The organism is Neochlamydia sp. AcF65, assembly GCF_018342435.1.
Classification (GTDB): domain Bacteria; phylum Chlamydiota; class Chlamydiia; order Chlamydiales; family Parachlamydiaceae; genus Neochlamydia.
Map to the genome: position 1 here is coordinate 1 of NZ_JAEMUE010000021.1, position 2,879 is coordinate 2,879.

Annotated in this window: 2 protein-coding genes; both read right to left on the bottom strand. The window is 36.1% G+C overall.

All coding sequences use genetic code 11. From position 1 onward, the window contains the following. Nucleotides 1–524: 524 nt before the first annotated feature. Nucleotides 525–1,301 (bottom strand): 2'-5' RNA ligase family protein, encoded by a 777-nt coding sequence (locus tag NEOC65_RS01915; RefSeq protein ID WP_213155551.1) that lies wholly within the window; start codon nucleotides 1,299–1,301, stop codon nucleotides 525–527. A gap of 107 nt (nucleotides 1,302–1,408) precedes the next feature. Continuing rightward, a complete protein-coding gene (locus NEOC65_RS01920) occupies nucleotides 1,409–2,557 on the bottom strand; it encodes a branched-chain amino acid transport system II carrier protein (RefSeq protein WP_166155008.1) in 1,149 nt (382 codons plus the stop codon). Nucleotides 2,558–2,879 lie beyond the last annotated feature (322 nt).

Genomic DNA, 2,879 nt, shown 5'->3' on the forward strand with positions numbered 1-2,879 from the left:
TTCTACTTTTTTAGCTTACCATTAAAAGGAAATTTACATTTTTTCTTTTTAAAATTGATGCAATGATGAAGTTTTTTAGGGTAAATCAGGTTGGACTAAATAGCTTTCTTTGCTTTTTAAACTATTATACGCTTTTGAGCTGCTTTTTATACAAAGGCAACTATTATACAATCATCTTCGCAAAGTAGAGAGTATCTTTTAAAGAATTAGGTAGGCAAGCTCAAGTTTCTTTAAAGTATGTGGCTTAATAAAATTTATACTCTTGATTATAGCTAAAATATCAAGTAGATGGCCAGAAAAAGCGCTGAAAGATCACTATTTAATAAAGAGCTGCTTAGAGAGCTAACTTTAACCTCATCATGCAATGAGCATGTGAAAAGATTGAAGCTTATGTGCCTTTGCTTGATTCCTATACCTCTCTTATTTGATAAGATCTTACTGCCCTTTAATCTTTCCATTCTTTCTTGGCTCACATCTGCTCTTTAAATAAAATTAAATAAGATAAAACCCTTAGGCGTTTTAACTTATTTATCTATTATCATTTCAAATTGAAAAATAGACTCTTTTATCTGGATGTCTTTATATACATGAAGGGTGTTAAGGGGACAGTCTTGATCAGCTTTTACCTGAGCAATCAAAAAATTTAAATCGGCAATAATTTCTTTTAAGTGACTATAGTTCTTTGTATGATAGTAAGAGGTAAGGGGCGGATGATAAAAAGCTAGGGCAGCAAACGCATGCTGGTAGATCTGATTGAAATTTTCTGCATTAATTAGATAAACAGTCTTACTAGGATGCTTAATTTCCTGAAAAGGGGGAATGAATGAATGGGACCATAAAGGCTGATAGTCTAAGTGACCTAAACTAGCATAAAGATGAAGAGATTGCGTAAGCATGGGTAGAGGTTTAAAAGCTGCTTGCCACTCTTTTTTCTCAAAAGGCTTTCTGGACAAAGTTACATGATACAGCCAATCTTTAGGGTTATCTCGCAGGGGATAGTGATGCATATTCAGCCAATTTAAAAGCTTTTGGCGATACTCCCTTAATTCCTTAGTTTCATCATACCAATCAAATTTCCAAGCTACGACATTAGGATGGTGAAAAGGCAAAAATAGGCATTCATTAAAAACCCCTACTAGGCCTACTTTGAAGGAAGGGCGAGGAAAGGCATGTTGAAACAAATCAGAAAGAGAAATTTCTCCTACAAAAGCTAAGGTAGCATGACGCGTGTGAGGATCTAAAACACGCCCCTTAGGCAATTTTTCAGGCCAAGGAGCCTTAACTTCGAGAGCAAAAAACACACGTTTTTCATCTACTTTCTTGTTGATAATATTTACCCATCTTAAAATTTAATATAAGCAAAGCGCCTATTTGATAAGTAAAATTTCAAATATGAAGGCGATGATTATTATTCTATCAAAAAATATAACTTTACTGCAAAGGTGAGCATTACAGGCCATCGACGTAACTTTATGCCTCCTAATTTGTGGGCAATATTGATCAACGTTAATACGATGAGAGCGGGGTATAATGTCTCTAAAATAGGAGCTAAAAAGGTAGCAATACCGGAAAATTCTCGGGTAGATACCCCGAAAGCAATAAGTAAAGTGAACAGAAGGGAAAGAGAGGAATGAATGCTTTCTCGGCAGACTTGTTGCTTGAAAAAATCAGCAAAAAGAGAGGTCAATACTACGGCAGTAGTAAAACATGCCAAGATAACAGCAGAGCAAACAATAGGGGCAGAGAAAGCTCCAAGCGTTTTTTGAGAGATAATTCCAAGGAGCATTTGAGGAGCTATTCCCTTCAAATCGGAAGCAAAAGCCGCTCCCAAGTAAACAAGTCCACAGTAAACTGCAGCAAGTAAGCCACCGCCAAGCAAGGCTGATTTTATAAAGACTTTGACAAGCTGATTATTATCAGAAGCTGCCGAAAATTGAGCGGAGAGATGCTTTATAACAAAAGTCGAAAAAAAGAAGGCAGCTAAAAGATCCATCGTTTGATAACCTTGCAAAGCTCCTTCGTGGAATGCAGGCCAGTAGTTTGGATTGAAAGGCTCGAGTAGCTGGCCATACCACATACCTGCTAAAATAATTGCTAATAAAAAAAGCAGTAAAAAAGGAGTTAAAGCAGAACCTAAGAAAGGAATAATCTGACTTTTATTGGTGGTGAGCAAAAAGAGGATGACGCAAAAAGCTAGGCTGAAAAAGATAAGAGAGCAGTCAGGGAAAAGCAGCGTAAAGCTTCCATGCGCGACTGTAATGCAACGTGCAAGTACACCAAAAGGTCCCATCAAAGATAAAGCAATAAGGGGAAACCAGAATTTTGCAAAGCTTCCCATCGTGCCTAAAAATTCATTGGTTTCCCCTTTGTATAAAAGCATAGCAAAAACGCCTAAGAAAGGAACAAGCACGCCTGTAAAAATAATGCCTAATGAGGAAATTAAATAATGGCCCTGACTTTCAATACCTACGAGTAAGGGAAAAACTAGATTTCCTGAACCAAAAAACATAGCAAATAGCGCAAAGCCAGTACTCACAAACAAAAATTTTGTATTCATTTTATTCCTATTGATACTCGAGGGTATAGGCAGAAAGCTTACCTTGCTATCTGCTCTTTAAACGATAAATATAAGTATGAAGAAAAGTATATATTTTGGCAGCTAACTGCCAATAAGAGGAATAAAAGTTTCAGACAAAAGATAGGTAAATTTTTTCATAGAAATTAAGTTAGCAAATCTCTTCAATTTCAGTCAATCACCTAATTTCTAATAGATTTGCTCAGGGTGTAAATAAAAGTGTTGGCAAGATAAGGAAGGATTAATACATACTGAAAGTGTAGCAAAAGGAGGTTGCATATGCTTAACGAAGAAGAAGTTAATA